Raw genomic sequence first — 17,231 nt, 5'->3', positions numbered from 1 at the left:
ACCGAGTTGTATAGGGGGAATTAAGCTTGCATGGTTGCGTAATCCAGACTGATCGGGCTATGATGGGGGAAAATACCGGACAATGGGTCGCGGGAAGCTCTGGCTCACAAGGAGGATGAAGGATTTTGACGTATCAGGAAGCTCAGCCGTTCAGTGTTGCACTCATACAAGCTCACATAGAGATAGGAAATCCCCCGGAAAACCGCAGTCATATCCGGGCTTTAATGGAACAAGCGATGAAAGTCGAACTGAAGCCGGATCTGATTATCCTGCCGGAAATGTGGAACACAGGTTATGCCTTAGATCGCATTCATGAGCTGGCGGACAAGGAAGGGACGGAGACTCGGGCATGGATAGCAGCATTCGCTGCCACCCATGAAGTGAACGTAGTAGCTGGGTCGATCGCAGAGAAAAAAAGCGACGGTCATGTGTATAATACGATGCTCGTTTTTGACCGAACAGGCAAAGAGGTTGCTTCGTATTCCAAGATTCATCTATTCCGACTTATGGATGAAGAAAAATATTTGCAGCCTGGCGAAGAAAAGGTTTTATTCGCACTGGATGGCGGGATTCAGGCAGGGGCGTCGATCTGCTATGATATCCGGTTTCCTGAACTAGCCCGCAGTTTGGCCCTGTCGGGCGCAAATTTGCTGATCGTACCCGCAGAATGGCCTCATCCCCGGCTTCATCACTGGCGTACCTTGCTAACCGCACGTGCTATAGAAAATCAAATGTATGTCATTGCTTGTAACCGGGTAGGTCGCAGCGGAGATACTGATTTCTTCGGGCATTCGCTTATTATTGATCCATGGGGAGAAATCATTGCTGAGGGCGGAGAGCAGGAGGGGATCATCACAGGAACGATTGAGTCTGCCTTGGTGCAGGACGTACGTAGTCGTATTCCGGTGTTTGAAGATCGGCGTCCCTCACTGTATGACCGATAATCAGTGTAGAAAGGAATACTCCATGCTTAAGGAACGCATTGAATTTTTGTGTAAAAAGAAAAATCTGTCCCGTAAAGAGCTGGTAGACGGGCTGGTGACACCAGCACATTTCGCAAATATACTGGCTGACCGTTACCCGTTGGCAGAGGATTTGGCCGAGCAAATTGCTGGGCGTTTAGGTGTAAATCCCTCCTACCTCTTGCGTGCAGCGGCAGAGGATGAAGAGACGCTGACTACAGCAGATAAGATTTTCACAGAGCTGTCCAAGCTGGCTAATCCTGCCACGGAAAGCTATGTGGATCTACTGGAGGATCGCAACGATTCGCTTGTGGTGGAAATGACGACTTATTTGATGAAGGCCGTTTATTATCAGCAATTAAATGACCCAACGGCCTATGAATATTTACATCAAACCTATTTGAATTTTTATTTGGAGAAGTTTGGTCGCTCGGATGAGGTGGAGCTGCCCGCACCGCTAAAAAAAGCAATATTATTTTATAAAATCCAGTATTTCCGCTCGAAAAACCATTATTATGATGTGCTGAATAACGTTAAGCAGCTAAGCCGTCTGGTGGAAGAGGGGACGGAAAACTGGCTGAATGCGCAAAACATTATGATGGAGGCCTGTATTCAGGTCAAGCAATTTGATCAGGCGAAGCAGGTATTCGAGCAGACGATGCGCAGGGTGTATGATGATCGGCTTTTTCACCGTTTGACGGGTCTGTATGTGGCTTACAGCGGATATTGTTTTGCCATGGGTTCTGTGCAGGAAGCACTGTTAACGCTCTCTATGGCTGAGGCCAATTTGGTCTATTTAGAAAATGCGGCAGATATGCTCACGACCATTCTGAACAACCGGATTATTATGCTGACATCGATTGGCGAGCTGGATAAGGCTTTGGAGGAAGTAGCGCGTTTTGAAGCGCTGGTGAGCCGGGAGCGGGAGGAAATGCAGCAGATGATGCTGCCCGTTACGCTAATTTATCGCTGTGAGATTGCGTTTGCGCGAAAAAATTGGGGGCTTCTCTCACAGCATTTGGATCAACTGCGTAAAACAAATCTGACAACAGATCAGCAAATGGGGCTTGATTTTTATGAAAGCCAACTGGCGCTTGCCCAAGGGAATCAGGACGCCTTTTGGATGCATGCCTTGCAATGCTTGCCTTATTTTGAAGCTCTCCAGCATCCAGCGCGGCTTGAACAGTTATATGAAACGCTGGCAGTTGTGTCCGAGGACAGTCGTCGTTATAAAGAATCATCGGCGTATTATCGCAAATTGGTCTATCTTTTGCGTAAAAAATAGCCTGAATTCACTCGTTTTTCACAAAACTATCGGATGATCGTGCGAAAGAATACTCCAAAGTGTGCAAAATTTTGTGTAAACCGTCCCAGAGTTCAAAATAAACCGGAAAAGTACAGGTTAAAGCTCCTGTTTTTTCGGTTTTTTTGTATGCGCCAAAACGTATTGTGATGCCATATACCCTCTTTTATACTGAATTCATAAGGAACGACAATACAAAATACGAGGTGCAACCACATGATGAACTTATTCGGGAAAAAGAAAAAACAGCAGGATGCGATAGAACAAGCAGATCAACTGATGAATAAAGGCCTGTCAGGATTATTTATGAAAGGTTTGGTACCCAAAGAGCATCGGGAACAGATTAACCAAAGCCTAAACTCGGCAAGACAAGCTCAATCGGCGGCTAACGGTGGTTTGGCGATGGCAGCGACTGCGGTTGTTATTTCGGTAACAGATACCGGGAAGCTCGTGAATTTTGATCCGATTGTGGTGCTAATGCTAGATGTGACAGAAGTAAACGGTAATCGATATCCAAAAACGTTGGAAACGCTCGTATCCAAGCTGCAAATTCCGCGACCTGGAGATACGGTGGGTCTGGGGAGCAATCCGGTAAATCCATCGGAGCTGATTTATATGGGTCTGGTGACAGTGTAAATGAGCAGGTCGTTTCACCTTTCTTGCTGACATATAATTTGAACAGATGATTGAAAAAGGGGTTTTGGAGGATGAAAGGATTTTTGAGTATTATCGGGGTACTTATGGTGTTTGGTGTAGGCTTCTCACCATTTTTGGCTAACTATTTATGGGATGATCCATTTGTGATTATGGATGCCCCGTGGTATAGGCCGTTAATTTATATAGGCTTTGCGCTTATTTTTCTACCTGGAATTTTAGGTGTGTTTTTTGAAGGCGGTAAGGTTAAGAAGGGTGTTCCTGGGGTTGGGATTATTACAAGTGTTCAGCTAACAGGGACTTATGTAAACAGTCAGCCGCAGGTAAAGCTCGGGTTGACCGTAACCAAACATGGAGAAGACAAATATGATACTGCTTTGACGACGATTATTCCTTTGACTTCCATGGCTCAATTTCAGCCAGGCTCGATCATTCCGTTGGTCGTATCGGAGAAAGATAAACTGAAAGTAGGACTTGACCTGAAAGGGCAGGTGTCGCAGACGGATTTACAAGCGTTAATGAATGAGCAAATGGTCAAGCAGGGCGTATCGCCTGAGCTGATGGAAATTGCCAAAACCGGTGAGCAGGCATATGCGAAAGTGCTGGATGTCACACCCATGGGGGAAGCAGGACCTAATAAAATTAAGCTTCAATTTACGCTGAGTGTTACGAAAAACAACGGCGATACATTTAATGTAACCACGCAAAAGGTTGTTTTTTCTTCCCAACTATCCAAGCTGCAGCAGGGAAGTATTATAGAGGTCATTTATTCACCTCAAGATCCTTCGAAATTGGTCTTTAAAACACAAGTGAGTGAAGCCGAGGTACAGCAAGCATTTGGTTCTTCTCGATAATAAAAAAGTTTTCTGATACCTGTTTCAGATACAGCCCATAGGTGTATTATAATAGTATCCCGACACCAGGAGGTTGATAACGATGGATAACCAAAGTAGATCCGAACTGGCGAATAGGGATGGCCTGTCACGGCCGAGAGGCTTAAATAGACAGGTTGTCGGAAACAATTATGAAATGGGCTATGATCAGGATAAAAGTCCACCAGATTTAGGGAGACCCTGATCACAAAAAGGCGAGGACAGGCACTTTGGGATCACACAGCACATTGGAACTGAGGTAGGACATTCTTGGGAGACCAAGGCTAGAGACCTTAAGGAAAGAAGTGATGCGGGATGGATAAAGTGGAGTTTCCGAGCAAGCGTAAAGTAATCAGGCGAGGCTGACATGAAATTCAAATGAACATGAAATGTGGTTCGTTAAAGACAGATGGAAGCAACATCGCAACAGTGTAATCGAACCCGTAAAGTAAATGAAGTATTGAAAGCATAGGGGCGAAGCCCCGGGACCGTCTTCTTCTCTGGCTTTGGCTGAGGAGGAAGACGGTCCTTTTCACATTTGAAGCTACTTTTGAGAAAGTTGCTCGACCGTTTCTCGGAAGGTATCAATAAAGGCTTCGGCAGCTTTAGACAAATAACGTCCGTTTCGGTAGGCAATGGCTAGGGTACGGCTAGGGGTAGGTTCGGCGAGTGGCAATAATGCTGGAACAAACTCGCTGCTGGCGGCCCGGGCGATAAAACGGGGGACGAGTGTCACTCCCATACCTGTCGCTACAAGCGATTGGAGCGTCTCCATATTAGTGCTCTCAAACACCACATTGGGTTCAAAGCCAGCTTGATGACACAAATCCATCGTCAGCTTGCGAAAGCCTTGCCCTTTTTTCAGAACGACAAAAGGCTCATCTTTCAGTTCTTCCATATGCACAGGCTTCGGATGGTCTCCGTTTTTACGCAGGGCTAGGGGGTGACCTGGAGGAACGGCAAGATCAATCCACTCTTCACCGATCGGCACATAGGAAAGTGTAGGTTCTACTAATGGAAGAGATAGCAGGCTGAGATCTGTATCCCCACTGGCAGTTTTTTTCTCCAAATTCATGGATGAATCCTCGACCAACACGATTTCAATGTCCGGATGAGCTTTCTTGAATACAGGCAGCACATGCGGCAGCAAATGAGAACCTGTGATGGGCATACTGCCAACCACAACCTTCCCTTTTCGCAGTTGAGAAATGTCGTCCATTTCCTGCCGGAGCTGCTCAACTGCATCGACTATTTTTTTTGCCTTTTCCACAAAGCTTGCTCCTGCATGTGTTAATTCCACCGTGCTGGTGTTGCGTTGAAATAGAAGTACCCCAAGTTCTTTTTCCAGTTTGGACAATTGTTGGCTCAAAGAGGGCTGAGCAATATGCAGTTTTTCTGCTGCGCGTGAGAAGTTTTTTTCCGCTGCAATTTGCAGGGTGTATTGAAGTTGTCTGAATTCCATCGAGTTTTAAACCCCTTTTATATACGCTTTTATAATGGTTGTCGTCTTATAAGCTTTACCTATTACTTCATAGACTGATTATACAATAATATAATGAAATTCCCAATCCCATATGAACTCCATGTGTTCACAAGCTGGAAAATCCCTATGTTTACTTTTATCTTTGATTTTATAAATTATGGTATTTAATTCTGTTTGACATGGCAAATGGGTTCATCCATAATATTATTCATATTAAAACAATATGTTTTATTGGAGAAAAGGGGAAAATGGGATGTCCAAACTTATTGTATCTTTTAGGAAACCGTTTTTGGTTGGATCTTTAGCATTTCTTTTATTGGTTCTCGTGGCAGGATGCTCCGGCTCCAAAAATGATGCAGATAAAAATACAAACGCAACTAACCCAAGCACAACCGCTGATCAACCCGCGGAAGGGGGAACCTTTACATATGGCCGCCCGGCTTCCGTAACCTCGTTTGATTTGCATAATCAGATTACATCAAATAATGCTTTTGCTATCGACAAAGTATTTGAGCCGCTGGTTGCCTTTAACGGTGATGGAAAAATTGTGGATTGGCTTGCGGCGTCGCACAATATTAGCGCGAATGGATTAACCTATACTTTTGTTTTACGCGATGGCTTGAAATTTTCAGACGGCAAAGGAGTTACTGCCGAGGACGCGGTTTTTTCAATTCAGCGTCATTTGAATGTAGGAGGTCCTCTTGCAATAGCGGCACAGGTGGCTTCGCTTTCGGCTCAAGATGAAAAAACACTTGTAATTAAGCTTAAAGCGCCGTATACGCCGTTTATTTCTGAACTCTCAAATTTCTCCAATGGCATCCTTCCAAAGGATTTTGGCGGTGTCTCGGAAAAAGAATTCTTTAAGAATCCGGTCGGTACCGGTCCCTTCGTCGTTAAGAAATGGGATTCTGCCGGTGATCTTACTTTCAGCAAAAATAAATACTATTGGCAGAAAGGCAAGCCATATATCGATGAACTTGTCTACAAGCTCATTGAAGATGACAGCCAAGCGATTAACCAGCTGAAGGCTGGCGCGATAGACGCTATTGAGTCTGTAGCTCTTGAAAATGTAAATGAATTAAAACAAGGAACTGATACCAAAGTGGCGACCAATGGAAGCTGGGTGACAGAGCAATTGTTCTTCAATACCCTGGACGAGCATTTTTCGGATGTGCACGTTCGCCGTGCGTTGGCGTTGGCACTTGACCGTAATGGATTGACCAATGCGGTTACCTTTGGTTTCGCAAAGCCAGCCAATTCGCTTTTGCCGCCAGCCATTCCCTACAACACGAACGATACGATTAAAGCGCTCAGCTTTGATACGAACGCTGCCAAAGCAGAGCTTGCAAAATCAAAGTTCCCTAATGGGTTTTCTACAAAATTGCTCATTGCCTCTGGTAACAACTCAAGAACTCAGGAGGCACAGATTATTCAGGCGGCCGCCAAAACGATCGGCATAGACATTCAAATCGAATCTGTTGAGTTGGCCTCATTTCGCGAGCGTTTCTTTGCCTATGATTTTTCGGCAATGATCAACAGCGGACAGGCGGATTCTCCAGAAGCCAACTCGATCCTCGCTTTCCAGACAGATCCGGAAGGCTTTAGCAAGTCGTACTGGACTCATTACACGAACAATGAAGTTACCAAGCTCCTGCACAAGGGGCAAAAAACACCTGATGGGGAAGAACGTGCGGGAATTTACGCCAAGCTTCAACAAATCCTTGCAGACGAGGTACCTTACATCCCGCTTTATTATCCGGATATTCTGAAAGGTGTTCGTTCTTCCATTGATGGCCTGGTCGTGCTTCCCAATAACAGCGCTCGTTTTGAAGATGTACGTGTGAAAGGTAATTAGATCCTTGACGGCCCACAATTTATTTAAAAAGTCTGCCGGATTGTCTGCAAATCTAACTTCCCCACACAAATGGCTTGTGCGCGCTATGATAAGAGCGGCATCAGTAGTCATCTGTGTGGTGGTGGCAGTCTTCTTCATCATAAGGCTGGTGCCGGGAGACCCCGCCAAAATGATTCTGGGGGAATACGCCACAGCTGAGGCTATTGAGAGTATGCGCCATAGGTTGGGGCTGGATCGTTCTCTTTGGGAGCAGTTTATAGGCTTTGTGCACAATTTCTTTACACACGGTGATACCGGCGTTTCGATTGTTTTTGAGACTTCTTCAAGAGAGTTGATTGCAGAGCGGGCCCCTGTGACGCTGCTGCTCATTGCAATGACCTGTCTTTTTTCCATCATTATTTCGCTGGTGCTGGCCACCCTTGCGGCAACACATAAAGACGGACTGCTTGACCACATTATACGCATCTTGCCTGCTGTAACGCTCGGTATGCCGATTTTTTGGGTTGGACTGCTACTGATTCTGGTATTTAGCGTTCGGCTTCGCTGGTTCCCCGTTGGGGGAGTCGGCGAGGGCTGGCTTGGAATCTTGTACAGTCTCGCCCTTCCTGCGATCACTGTCGGATTGTCGCAAATTCCCTCGCTTGTTCGTTCTTTAAGAGCGCAGATGTTGGAAGTGCTGGAATCTGATTTTGTTGTAACCTTGAAGGCAGCGGGAATCCCCGACCGGGCTATATTGGTAAAGCATGTCCTGCGCAATTCCGCTCTTCCCGCTCTTATGCTGCTTGGCGTAAACATTGCCTACCTGATGGGCGGCACGTTGGTAATTGAACAGGTTTTTGGCCTCAAGGGTATCGGAAGCCTGTTATTTTCAGCCATTTCGAACCGGGATTTTCCTGTTATACAGGGGATTGCTCTTTATTGTGCGATATCTGTGGTCATCATCGGCTTCGTGATTGAGGTTGCTTCTGGGTATCTTGATCCCAGGACGAAAGGAGAACAATGAAACGCACGCAATTAGATCTTCAGATTCAGAAGGCGGGTCATAGCAACCGCTCTTGGGGAAAAATACTAAATACTCCATCTCTTTTATGGGGCAGTATTATGTTTGCGTTACTCATGGGTATTGCAGTGTTCGCACCGGTTATTAGCCCCTACCAGCCTTCTGATCAAAATATTTCGGCAACTTTACAACCCCCGTCCTTCGAACACTGGCTGGGAACCGATCAACTGGGGCGTGATTTGTTTACACGGCTGATCTATGCCGCACGGACTGATTTGAAGATTATGGTGCTGGCGGAGATCATCCCTTTTTGTATGGGGGTGTTTCTGGGAATGCTTGCCGGGTATTATGGTAAATGGGTAGACACGGTTATCACGCTTTTGACCGATACGTTTATTGCGTTCCCTTTTTATTTGATTGTAATTATAGTGGCGTTTGCAAGTGGTACGGGTGAACAGGGGATATACATTACATTTGTCCTGGTTGGCTGGATTGTATACGCGCGCGTGGTCAAGGGTCTTAGCGCATCGTTTCGCAAGCAGGAATGGATAGCCGCTGCAAAAACTCTGGGAATCCCGGATATTAAAATCATACTGCGCCATCTTCTGCCGAATGTGTTACCGCAAGCGGTGGTAGTGCTTATGACGGACATGGCTGTTCTGCTTGTAGCCATTGTTACGCTAGGCTATCTAGGTATCGGCATTGCGCCGCCAACTCCGGATTGGGGAACTATGATTTCTGATGGGCAGCCCTTTATATCTACTAAGTGGTGGCTTTCAGCAATCCCAGGCTTTGCGGTAGTATTTACAGGGATAGCCTTATCCCTTGTGGGCGATGGGCTAGCAGATATATGGAGAAGAAAATGAATGCTATGAATCCAATTTTAGAAGTGGAAAATTTGTCGCTCGCGACGCAATCGAATCATAAATTGGTCACTAATGTGAGTCTCAAAGTTGAAGCGGGCGAAAGTATAGGACTTGTGGGGGAATCCGGATCTGGAAAATCGCTCACGCTTCGCTCCATCATAGGGTTGCTTCCCTCCGGTATTGAACAAGTTGGCGGGCATATTAGGAGCAATGGCAGATGCGCAATGATTTTTCAAGACCCGATAAGGGCACTTGACCCTCTCTGCCCGGTGGCCCGGCAGCTTGCCGAGGTTGTGTACTACAGGCAGAAGGTGAGTCGGAAGGTCGCGCGCACAATAGCTTTGGAACTGCTTGAAATGCTCGGTCTTCCCGATTCCTTAAAGCATACTGACCGTTACCCCCGCCAGCTTTCAGGCGGCCAGTGTCAACGTATTGTTATTGCGATGGCTTTGGCGTGCAAGCCGGGCATCCTTCTTTGTGATGAGCCAACAACTGCGCTTGACGTAACGGTTCAACGGCAAATACTTGACGTTATTTCACGTCTTCAAAAGGAGTTGGGTTTTGCCATGGTGTTTGTTACGCACAATCTTGCCGTAGCTGCTTCGATGTGCTCAAAGCTTTGCGTTATGAAAGAGGGAAGAATCATAGAGCGGGGAGACACTTTGCCCCTTTTACAAAACCCGCAAAATCCGTATACACAGTTGCTGATAAGCTCAGTGCTTCCTCTCCCGGATCTTGAAAGGAGCGCGGATTTATGAAAACAGCCTTGCGGATAGAAAATATAACGGTTGCTTATGGTAAGTTCACCGCGCTTGATCAAGTAAGCCTGGAGCTGCAGGAGCGTACCACGCTTGGTCTTGTGGGAGAATCGGGTTCAGGAAAGTCTACCCTCGCGCGGGTAATAGCCGGGCTGATCGCCCCGGATGAGGGCCGGATCATGCTGGGTTCTCAGGTACTGGGCAAGCGACGGAGCCGGGAGCAGCATAAAAGAATACAAATGGTTTTTCAAAACCCGGATTCCTCGCTAAATCCAAAGCATACGATCAGGCAAATCCTTGCCGAAGCCTTACTTTTTCACAAGATTGTTGACCGAGCTCAAGTGGACAAGAAATGTAGGGAACTGCTTACACGTGTTCACATCGATGAAAGCGCCCTTGGCAGATACCCTCACGAATTTTCCGGCGGTCAGCGTCAGCGAATAGCAATTGCCCGCGCATTAAGCGTTGAGCCAAGCATACTTATCGCAGATGAACCAACGAGCGCACTGGATGTTTCGGTACAACGGAGTATGCTTGAACTGTTGAGCACACTCAAATCGGAGCTTAATCTTACGATGCTTTTTATCTCTCATGACTTGGGAGTTATAAATGCCATAAGCGATATTGTTGCTGTAATGCGGCAGGGGAAGCTGGTTGAGATCAACCCCAAGGAGAAATTCTTTTCTCGTCCTGAAACGCCTTATAGCCGTGAGCTTTTGTCCGCTGTTCCTAAAATGCCAATATCCCATTCTGCAGGAGGTATTTATGAGTCAAAATAATAAAGGATTTGTACCTCTTACAATATCGGAGTTTGATACGCTAACTAACTTGCTCTCCAAACTCCTGTCCACCCAAGAATCCCCGGTAATCATACCGGGCGAGGCGATCCTGGGAATTGAAGCCATAGCAGCAGGCATATCTGCGCCCGACCGTAAAATTCTAAACATTGTGACAGGTCCATATGGAACGATTTTTGGTAACTGGCTTGCGCGTGGCGGAGCAGAAGTCATCGAACTCAAAACATCTTTTGATGATGTGGTAACTGTAGATGAAGTCGCCGCAGCGATTGAGCGATATAACCCATGTGCGCTTTCTTTTGTGCAGGCGGAAGTGGTCACAGGAGGCTCTAATCCAACAAGGGAAATCATGGAGCTTGCGCGTAGATCAAACATTATAACCGTGATAGATTCAGTTTCTGCAATCGGGGGCGAACCGGTGCTCATGGACGAGTGGGGAATTGATTTTGTAGCTGTAGGGGCGCAAAAAGCACTATCCGGGCCTAACGGGATCAGCGCTGTGGGGATTTCTCCCCGTGGCTGGGAGTTTCTGGCCTCCAACAAAAATGCGCCGCGCAATTCCATACTGTCTTTGCTTGACTTAAAGCGTTCCCCTAATCATGTGACGCCCGTGCGAGTTCCTGCCAACATCCCTGTTTTGGAAGCCCGTGCGCTTATAGAGTCATTAAAGCTTATTGAAGAAGAAGGTCTGGAAGCAGTCAACCGCCGCCATCGCTTAACTACATCTGCTGCAATTGCTGGCATTAAAGCCTTGGGCCTTGAACCGTGGCAGCGGAATAAAGATAGCTACTCAACGTTGACTACAACGGTTCGGATTCCTCAAGGCGGTAATTTCAATATCGAACAGCCCATAGGCATTGTCGCACCCGGAGATGGAGAATTGCATAATAAACTCTTACGCATTAACCATTTTGGGGCGAAGGCAAATCAACAAAGCGTTGAAGAAGCTATCCAAACGCTTGCTGAGCTTGTACATCAAGACCCTTATCATGCGCTTGCCGCCCAAAGGTTAATTTGGGGGAATGAAGATGGAAAATAAAATTCAAAAAGAGTTAACCTATAAAAATATATTTGTGGCGGGGATTGATGGGAAACGATTTGATATAACAATCACCAATGGTCGTTTTTCGTCCATTGCAGAGTCCTTATCCACGCATACTCAACAAAATGGTCCAGATGGCGACTTATGGATTAGCCCCGGCGTAATTGATCTTCATACGCATTTGGCATGGACGGATTTTAATCATACTGATCAGGAGAAGCGCGATGAATTGGAGATCGAAGTGATGCAGGCGCAAGCCTTTGAGGCTACTTTCCAGGCTGGAGTGACTTCAGTGCGTGATGCAGGTGGGCTTTTGCCAAGTACGGTGAAGCATATAGGTCAGCATTATAGCCAGCCTTTAAGAGTTTATACCAGTGGTGATATGCTTGGAGCCGGAGACGCACGAGGTCTTAAGCATTTGGAACGGCGGGTAACAGGAATTATTGATTCCGGGGCAAGCTGGATTAAAATTCTTGCAACGGGGGGACTAGGCTCGTCGCCAGATACAGTGCTGGACCCGATTTTTTCTGAGGAAGAATTCTCTTTAATTGTGCATAGCGCTCATGCACGCAACATAAAAGTCATGGTTCATACCTGGGGCGGACCTACTGTGGATTGGTCTATTGACGCTGGAGTGGAATCTATAGAGCATGGAATGTATTTGACCGAGGATCAAGCCAACCGGCTTGCGCAATCCAGGACAGCCTTTGTGCCTACTGCTTCCATCTATCGTATTGCTGCAGACCCGTCTGGAGTTCTTTTACTCGACAGGGAAATTTGTGACCGCGCCGCCCGCGCCGCCGAAGCCCACCCTAAAGCCGTTAGCTATGCCAAAAGAGCAGGCGTACGAATTGCGTTCGGTACAGATTTTGCCACACCTTCGTTACATGGACGTAACCTTGAGGAATTAGACACACTCATAGACTGTGGATTAACTCGAAAAGAGGCTTGGCAGGCTGCCACGGAGTTCGCCGCTGAAATTTTGGGATATGGGGACAGATTGGGACGTATAAAAGAAAACTACACAGCAGATACAATCTTTTTTAATGCTGATCCGTATAAGTCACAAAACGCCAAAGCACTCCGTGAAAGTATCGTATCGGTAATTCAGGGACAATTTGAGCGAGACCAATACTCCAGAGAGCATCTTTAATATAGTTAGACAATCCCCTTAACATTCTCCTGACAAAGTATGATTAGACTTAGTTCTGATTGTACAATAAAGTGTCTGGGAGGAAATTGAATGCTAAAATGTTGGGGGATACATACGAAAAAATCGGTGGCAGCACTCGTAGCGACTATGATGCTAGCAGTAAGCGGTGGGACGGCGATGGCAGTCGAAAAGGACACGTCGATTAAAAACGTAATTATTTTGATTCCAGACGGTATGGCTAATGACGCCACTGCACTGGCTAGATGGTACAAAGGATCTTCCTTAACGTTAGACAGCATGGCAAGCGGCATGGTGCGTACGCATTCTGCGGATGCTCCAATTGCCGATTCTGCTCCAGCGGGTACTGCTTTTGCCACAGGACATAAATCTCATACTGGGTATGTAGGCGTCCTTCCTGATGAAGCGACAATGCCCGGACAACAACCCATTGCAGCGGGTGACGCCAAAAAGCCTGTAGCTTCCATTCTTGAGGCTTCCAAGCTGGCAGGGAAATCGACTGGAATTATTGCGACTTCGGAGATTATGCATGCGACACCAGCTGATTTTACCGCACATTATCCTGATCGTAAAAATTATGATGCACTCAGCATGCAGCAAGCCTACAACGGGGTTGATGTAGTGTTAGGTGGAGGCGGCAAGTTTTTGGAGGCAGCAGGGCGTAAAGATGGCCAGGATTTGGTAGCCCAAATTAAAGACCAGGGTTATGACTTTGTCACGACACCTGAAGGGTTGAAAAATTCGACCTCCAGCAAGCTCTGGGGTAGCTTTTCTCCTGAAGCCCTTGCGTATAACCTGGATCGCGATGCATCCAAGGAACCTAGTCTGGCAGAAATGACATCGAAAGCCATTGATGTGTTGTCCAAAAACGATAAAGGCTTCTTCTTAATGGTAGAAGGCAGTAAGGTGGATTGGGCCGCCCATGCAAATGATCCAACCGGAATTATTAGTGACGTGCTTTCGTTTGACGATGCAGTGAAAGTTGCTGTGGATTACGCCAAACAAAACCAAAATACAGTCGTCGTAGCAGTGACAGACCACGGAAACGGTGGATTGACGATTGGTAGCAGCGATACAACTAGCAATTATGACAAAACACCTTTAGCTTCTTTTATAGACCCGCTGAAAAAAGCGAAGCTGACGGGTGAGGGCTTGGAAGCCAAGCTGAATGCAGATCGCAGCAATATTAAAGAGGTGCTTTCCACATATTTTGGCATCACCGATTTGACAGACGAAGAAGTAAAAACCATTAAGGATGCCAAAGAAGGAAGCATGAACTATGCTGTCGGACCGATCATTAGCAAACGTGCGAATATTGGCTGGACTACAGGCGGACATACAGGAGGCGATGTCGTGTTGTACACGTATGCGCCGAACGGAGACCGTCCAACCGGTGTAATCGACAATACAGATGTTAATAAATATATGACACGTGTACTTGGACTGGATTTGGATACGGTCAGCAAGCAGCTTTTTGTTCCTGCAAAAGCCGCTTTTGAAGCTAAAGGAGCCAAGTTTTCTGCGGACACGAAAGTTATTACAGTGACCAAAGGCAGTAACAAGCTGGAGCTTCCGGTATACAAAAATGTCGCTACGTTGAATGGTAAAAATACCACGCTCAACGGTGTAGTTGTATTTAACGGCGTTGATTATTTTGTACCCCAGCAGGCGATTGATTTGATTCAGTAATAAGCAGAACCATCGACAAGGGCTGTTTCTTCCATTAGAGGAAGAGACAGCTTTTTTGTGTGTTGATATAAATGTGTATTTTTTGGGGCAGAAGTTGGAGGAGGTTTTTATAAAATGGGATTTTTTGTGAAACTAATCACGTTACATCCTCTCCGATATTGCTAGAATAATACATGTACGGTACAAGCCGCTGATGATGTGAAGTCCGGATGGACGAGGGAAGAAGGGATGAGTCACGGACGAATTATTACTGCGTTTGGCTGACGGCAAGGAATGGACGCATATGGAAATGATGGAGCTGCTGACACGTCTGGATGATGAGCCAACGCTTCGGGCTCAACTGCGCCACCTGGCAGCTCGCACCAAATTGGAGCGCTATGGCAAAGGTGTTTTTTTACGGGGATTAATTGAATTCTCCAGTATATGTCGTCAGGACTGCATGTACTGTGGGCTGCGCGCTTCGAATAAACAGGCAGATCGTTACCGTTTGCAGCCAGAAGAAATTCTGGCCTGTTGTGCGGAGGGGTATGAACTCGGTTATCGGACCTTTGTGCTGCAAAGTGGGGAAGATTACTGGTTTACAGCAGCACGGCTGACGAAATTGATTCGCGAAATTAAAAGCCGTTTTGCGGATGTGGCGGTTACACTGTCCATCGGTGAACGGGATGATGAAACTTATGAGCAATTATACGAGGCGGGCGCGGACCGTTTTTTGCTGCGGCATGAGACAGCTTCCCCCCGTTTGTACGCCAAGCTGCATCCGACGATGACGATGGAAAGCAGGCGCAGCCGTCTGCTGGCTTTGCAACGAATCGGCTTTCAGATCGGGGCCGGATGTATGGTGGGGTTACCAGGACAAACGAATAGTGAATTAGCAGACGATTTGGTCTATCTGCACAGCCTGTCACCAGATATGATCGGAATTGGCCCCTTTTTACCGCATAGCAACACGCCGCTTCGGGATGCCAGTCAGGGGAGCATGGAAAAGGCACTCGATATTATTTCGTTATCCCGATTGGTCGTTCCAGATGCACTTATTCCGGCGTCCACGGCAATGGGAACGATTCATCCCCAAGGCAGGGAGAAGGCGCTTCAGGCAGGGGCCAATGTGGTGATGCCCAATTTGTCGCCACTAGCGGTGAGACCTAAGTATGCGATTTATGAGAATAAAATATGTTTGGGCGATGAGTCTGCCCAATGTCGACATTGCTTGGAGCTGCGAATCCGTGGAGCAGGATTTGAAGTCGATATGGGGCGTGGCGATAGTTTGAGGGTGCAACGACAGCTTATGAGACAGGAAACTTTGTGAGGCCATAACGGAAACATTGCAGTAACCATAAATAAGGAGATGGGTATACGTGAGTGGAGTACGGGAGAAAGTGTCGGCGGATTTTATTAATGAAGCAGAGATTATGGCAGCAGTGGAGCAGGGGAAACAAGAGGCAACAGATCGACACCGTATTTTAGAAATTTTAGAAAAGGGGAGAGCCTGCCGGGGACTGAGTGCGAGTGAAGCGGCGGCTCTTTTGCATGTGGATGATCCTGAATTATTGGAAGAGATGTTCAAATCTTCGAGAGCAGTCAAAGAACAAATTTATGGCAACCGGATTGTGCTGTTCGCCCCTTTATATGTAAGCAACCACTGCGTGAATAACTGCGAATATTGTGGTTATAAACATACCAATGACAGCTTTACTCGTAGCCGTCTGACACCGGAGGAATTGGTGGAGGAGGTTAGAGTGCTTCAAGAACTGGGACACAAGCGGCTCGTGCTGGAAGCGGGGGAAGACCCAGTCCATTGTCCCATTGACTATATCGTCGATTGTCTGCGCCAGATCTATGAGGTCAAGGTAGATAACGGCAGCATTCGGCGGATCAATGTGAATATTGCATCCACAACCGAGGAGGACTATCGGAAGCTGGCAGAGGTGGGCATTGGTACGTATATTTTATTTCAGGAAACGTATCATCGGGAAAGCTATCGTAAATTCCACCTGCAGGGACCAAAGCGGGACTTTGATTGGCACACCACCGCAATGGACAGAGCCATGCGTGCGGGTATAGATGATGTGGGGATCGGTGTGTTGTACGGTCTGTATGATTTCCGTTATGAAACCGTAGCGATGCTGAAACATGCCGAGCACTTGGAAGAAGCCTTTGGGTGTGGCCCTCATACGGTTTCAGTTCCACGATTGCGTCCGGCTGAAAATGTAGACCTGGAGCGATATCCGTACCTGGTCAACGATGAGGATTTTATGAAAATTGTATCCGTTCTTCGACTGGCTGTCCCTTATGCTGGTATGATCCTGTCCACACGCGAGGAGCCGGAATATAGGGACCGCGTCATTGGTCTAGGCGTGTCGCAGATTAGTGCAGGTTCAGCTACAGGCGTAGGGGCATATGCAAAACAGGAAACTGATGATAAGCCTCAATTTGAGGTAGGGGATCATCGCTCACCATCGGAAATTATTAAAAGTTTGTGCCGTGGTGGATATATGCCGAGCTACTGCACAGCTTGCTACCGTGAGGGGCGAACTGGAGATCGTTTCATGGAGCTTGCCAAATCAGGACAAATTCATAATGTGTGCCAGCCGAATTCGCTGCTAACCTTCCAAGAATATCTGCTGGATTATGGGGATGAGGAGGCGCGTGAACTGGGAGCTGCCGCTCTGCGAGAGAATTTGGAGCGTATACCACGTGAATCGACGCGCCGTTTGACGCTTGACAGACTGGAGCGACTGGAAGCAGGCGAACGTGATTTGTATTTTTAGCAATTTAT

General features: G+C 47.0%; 16 protein-coding genes. 15 read left to right on the top strand and 1 reads right to left on the bottom strand.

Going from position 1 to position 17,231, the window contains the following annotated elements; all coding sequences use genetic code 11:
- The first annotated feature begins 125 nt into the window (after nucleotides 1-125).
- The 5 genes from ACUUJN_RS15580 (at nucleotide 126) to ACUUJN_RS15560 (ending at nucleotide 3,996) form a co-directional block, all read left to right on the top strand.
- Nucleotides 126-944, top strand: a complete 819-nt coding sequence (locus ACUUJN_RS15580; protein ID WP_484668694.1) for a carbon-nitrogen family hydrolase — start codon at nucleotides 126-128, stop codon at nucleotides 942-944.
- Between the two features lie 22 nt (nucleotides 945-966).
- Complete coding sequence (locus ACUUJN_RS15575) at nucleotides 967-2,247, top strand: helix-turn-helix domain-containing protein (protein ID WP_279832814.1); 1,281 nt, start codon at nucleotides 967-969, stop codon at nucleotides 2,245-2,247.
- 234 nt (nucleotides 2,248-2,481) lie between these two features.
- The gene (locus ACUUJN_RS15570; RefSeq protein ID WP_028540666.1) at nucleotides 2,482-2,901 is read left to right on the top strand and encodes a hypothetical protein; all 420 of its coding nucleotides are present in this window, start codon (nucleotides 2,482-2,484) and stop codon (nucleotides 2,899-2,901) included.
- Between the two features lie 71 nt (nucleotides 2,902-2,972).
- A complete protein-coding gene (locus ACUUJN_RS15565) occupies nucleotides 2,973-3,773 on the top strand; it encodes a hypothetical protein (RefSeq protein ID WP_068941624.1) in 801 nt (266 codons plus the stop codon).
- Nucleotides 3,774-3,855: 82 nt separating this feature from the next.
- On the top strand, nucleotides 3,856-3,996 hold the full coding sequence (locus ACUUJN_RS15560; protein ID WP_023989112.1) for a hypothetical protein: 141 nt from the start codon (nucleotides 3,856-3,858) through the stop codon (nucleotides 3,994-3,996).
- A 339-nt stretch (nucleotides 3,997-4,335) separates the two neighbouring features.
- Here ACUUJN_RS15560 and ACUUJN_RS15555 read toward each other — a convergent pair whose 3' ends face one another.
- Nucleotides 4,336-5,253 (bottom strand): LysR family transcriptional regulator, encoded by a 918-nt coding sequence (locus ACUUJN_RS15555; protein ID WP_023989111.1) that lies wholly within the window; start codon nucleotides 5,251-5,253, stop codon nucleotides 4,336-4,338.
- A gap of 274 nt (nucleotides 5,254-5,527) precedes the next feature.
- On the opposite strand from ACUUJN_RS15555, the gene ACUUJN_RS15550 reads away from it, so the two are divergent.
- From ACUUJN_RS15550 to hydG, 10 genes are all read left to right on the top strand, one after another.
- Nucleotides 5,528-7,129 (top strand): ABC transporter substrate-binding protein, encoded by a 1,602-nt coding sequence (locus ACUUJN_RS15550; RefSeq protein ID WP_076264847.1) that lies wholly within the window; start codon nucleotides 5,528-5,530, stop codon nucleotides 7,127-7,129.
- A 4-nt stretch (nucleotides 7,130-7,133) separates the two neighbouring features.
- Nucleotides 7,134-8,132 carry an ABC transporter permease gene (locus tag ACUUJN_RS15545; protein WP_484668693.1) on the top strand — a complete coding sequence of 333 codons (999 nt, stop codon included), beginning with the start codon at nucleotides 7,134-7,136 and terminating at the stop codon, nucleotides 8,130-8,132.
- Entirely contained in the window at nucleotides 8,129-8,995 is an 867-nt protein-coding gene (locus ACUUJN_RS15540) for an ABC transporter permease (RefSeq protein WP_484668692.1), read from the top strand. The genes ACUUJN_RS15545 and ACUUJN_RS15540 overlap by 4 nt, the downstream gene beginning before the upstream one ends.
- On the top strand, nucleotides 8,980-9,753 hold the full coding sequence (locus ACUUJN_RS15535) for an ABC transporter ATP-binding protein (RefSeq protein ID WP_048481509.1): 774 nt from the start codon (nucleotides 8,980-8,982) through the stop codon (nucleotides 9,751-9,753). Before ACUUJN_RS15540 ends, ACUUJN_RS15535 begins: the two co-directional genes overlap by 16 nt.
- Nucleotides 9,750-10,532, top strand: a complete 783-nt coding sequence (locus ACUUJN_RS15530) for an ABC transporter ATP-binding protein (RefSeq protein ID WP_075154381.1) — start codon at nucleotides 9,750-9,752, stop codon at nucleotides 10,530-10,532. The genes ACUUJN_RS15535 and ACUUJN_RS15530 overlap by 4 nt, the downstream gene beginning before the upstream one ends.
- Nucleotides 10,519-11,589, top strand: coding sequence for a pyridoxal-phosphate-dependent aminotransferase family protein (locus tag ACUUJN_RS15525; protein ID WP_028540671.1), 1,071 nt, complete (start codon nucleotides 10,519-10,521; stop codon nucleotides 11,587-11,589). The genes ACUUJN_RS15530 and ACUUJN_RS15525 overlap by 14 nt, the downstream gene beginning before the upstream one ends.
- On the top strand, nucleotides 11,579-12,745 hold the full coding sequence (locus ACUUJN_RS15520) for an amidohydrolase family protein (protein ID WP_484668691.1): 1,167 nt from the start codon (nucleotides 11,579-11,581) through the stop codon (nucleotides 12,743-12,745). Before ACUUJN_RS15525 ends, ACUUJN_RS15520 begins: the two co-directional genes overlap by 11 nt.
- Before the next feature lie 90 nt (nucleotides 12,746-12,835).
- Nucleotides 12,836-14,452 carry an alkaline phosphatase gene (locus tag ACUUJN_RS15515; protein ID WP_484668690.1) on the top strand — a complete coding sequence of 539 codons (1,617 nt, stop codon included), beginning with the start codon at nucleotides 12,836-12,838 and terminating at the stop codon, nucleotides 14,450-14,452.
- Between the two features lie 256 nt (nucleotides 14,453-14,708).
- Complete coding sequence (gene hydE, locus ACUUJN_RS15510; protein ID WP_226887778.1) at nucleotides 14,709-15,761, top strand: [FeFe] hydrogenase H-cluster radical SAM maturase HydE; 1,053 nt, start codon at nucleotides 14,709-14,711, stop codon at nucleotides 15,759-15,761.
- 49 nt (nucleotides 15,762-15,810) lie between these two features.
- A complete protein-coding gene (hydG, locus tag ACUUJN_RS15505; RefSeq protein ID WP_013310651.1) occupies nucleotides 15,811-17,223 on the top strand; it encodes a [FeFe] hydrogenase H-cluster radical SAM maturase HydG in 1,413 nt (470 codons plus the stop codon).
- Nucleotides 17,224-17,231: the final 8 nt, after the last annotated feature.

The organism is Paenibacillus sp. LRG-1, from assembly GCF_057220305.1.
The sequence above is the reverse complement of the archived record's forward strand: the minus strand, read 5'-3'. Positions and strand labels throughout refer to the sequence as shown.

Coding starts and splice junctions, on each gene's coding strand:
- ACUUJN_RS15575 (WP_279832814.1), top strand. CDS start 967: ATGCTTAAGGAACGCATTGAATTTTTGTGTAAAAAGAAAAATCTGTCC.
- ACUUJN_RS15570 (WP_028540666.1), top strand. CDS start 2,482: ATGATGAACTTATTCGGGAAAAAGAAAAAACAGCAGGATGCGATAGAA.
- ACUUJN_RS15565 (WP_068941624.1), top strand. CDS start 2,973: ATGAAAGGATTTTTGAGTATTATCGGGGTACTTATGGTGTTTGGTGTA.
- ACUUJN_RS15560 (WP_023989112.1), top strand. CDS start 3,856: ATGGATAACCAAAGTAGATCCGAACTGGCGAATAGGGATGGCCTGTCA.
- ACUUJN_RS15555 (WP_023989111.1), bottom strand. CDS start 5,253: ATGGAATTCAGACAACTTCAATACACCCTGCAAATTGCAGCGGAAAAA.
- ACUUJN_RS15550 (WP_076264847.1), top strand. CDS start 5,528: ATGTCCAAACTTATTGTATCTTTTAGGAAACCGTTTTTGGTTGGATCT.
- ACUUJN_RS15540 (WP_484668692.1), top strand. CDS start 8,129: ATGAAACGCACGCAATTAGATCTTCAGATTCAGAAGGCGGGTCATAGC.
- ACUUJN_RS15535 (WP_048481509.1), top strand. CDS start 8,980: ATGGAGAAGAAAATGAATGCTATGAATCCAATTTTAGAAGTGGAAAAT.
- ACUUJN_RS15530 (WP_075154381.1), top strand. CDS start 9,750: ATGAAAACAGCCTTGCGGATAGAAAATATAACGGTTGCTTATGGTAAG.
- ACUUJN_RS15525 (WP_028540671.1), top strand. CDS start 10,519: ATGAGTCAAAATAATAAAGGATTTGTACCTCTTACAATATCGGAGTTT.
- ACUUJN_RS15520 (WP_484668691.1), top strand. CDS start 11,579: ATGGAAAATAAAATTCAAAAAGAGTTAACCTATAAAAATATATTTGTG.
- ACUUJN_RS15515 (WP_484668690.1), top strand. CDS start 12,836: ATGCTAAAATGTTGGGGGATACATACGAAAAAATCGGTGGCAGCACTC.